The sequence below is a fragment of the Natrinema soli genome (assembly GCF_028618695.1).
Map to the genome: position 1 here is coordinate 1 of NZ_JAQIVI010000116.1, position 685 is coordinate 685.

Consider the following 685-nt stretch of genomic DNA (forward strand, 5'->3'; position numbering starts at 1 on the left):
GACCTTCGCTCGGAGGGCGTCCGCGACGTCGAGGGCTTTCGCCAGTCGTTCGAGGACCGCCTGTTGAGCGAGACCGACGTGACGATCGATCGGGTTCGGGACGCGATGCCGACCGACGCGGCGGACGCGACCGATTTCGTCGGGGACACGTTGCGAACGCTGCGAACCGACCTCACGGCAGCGGTCGACGAGCGGGAGGAAACCGTCGCGAGCGAGCGCCGGGAAACGCTCGCGGACGCCCGCGGTGCCGTCGATCAGGCGGTCGAAGCGGTCGACGACATCGCCTTGCACCTCTCGCTGGCCCGCTTCGCGCTCGAGTACGATTGCACTCGCCCCGTCTTCGTAACGGGCGAAGACGCGGCCGTCTCCGTAGTCAACGCGCGCAACCTCACGCTCGTCGCGCGAGACGGCGAGTCGGTCCAGCCAGTCACCTACGGGCTCGGCGAGCACGGTATCACGAGCGTTCCGAACGGTGTGAACGCGGTCCCCGGCGAACAGCGCGTCGCCGTCCTGACGGGCGCGAACAGCGGCGGGAAGACGACCCTGCTCGAGACGCTGTGTCAGATCGTCCTGCTAGCCACGATGGGGCTGCCGGTTCCCGCCGATCGAGCCGAGGTGACGCCCGTCGACTCGCTGGTCTTCCACCGCCGGCACGCGAGCTTCAACGCCGGCGTCCTCGAGTCAA

General features: G+C 68.9%; 1 protein-coding gene. It reads left to right on the forward strand.

Going from position 1 to position 685, the window contains the following annotated elements; genetic code table 11:
• On the forward strand, positions 1 to 685 hold a 685-nt coding region (locus PGX04_RS07870; protein ID WP_417582383.1), incomplete at both ends, for a MutS-related protein.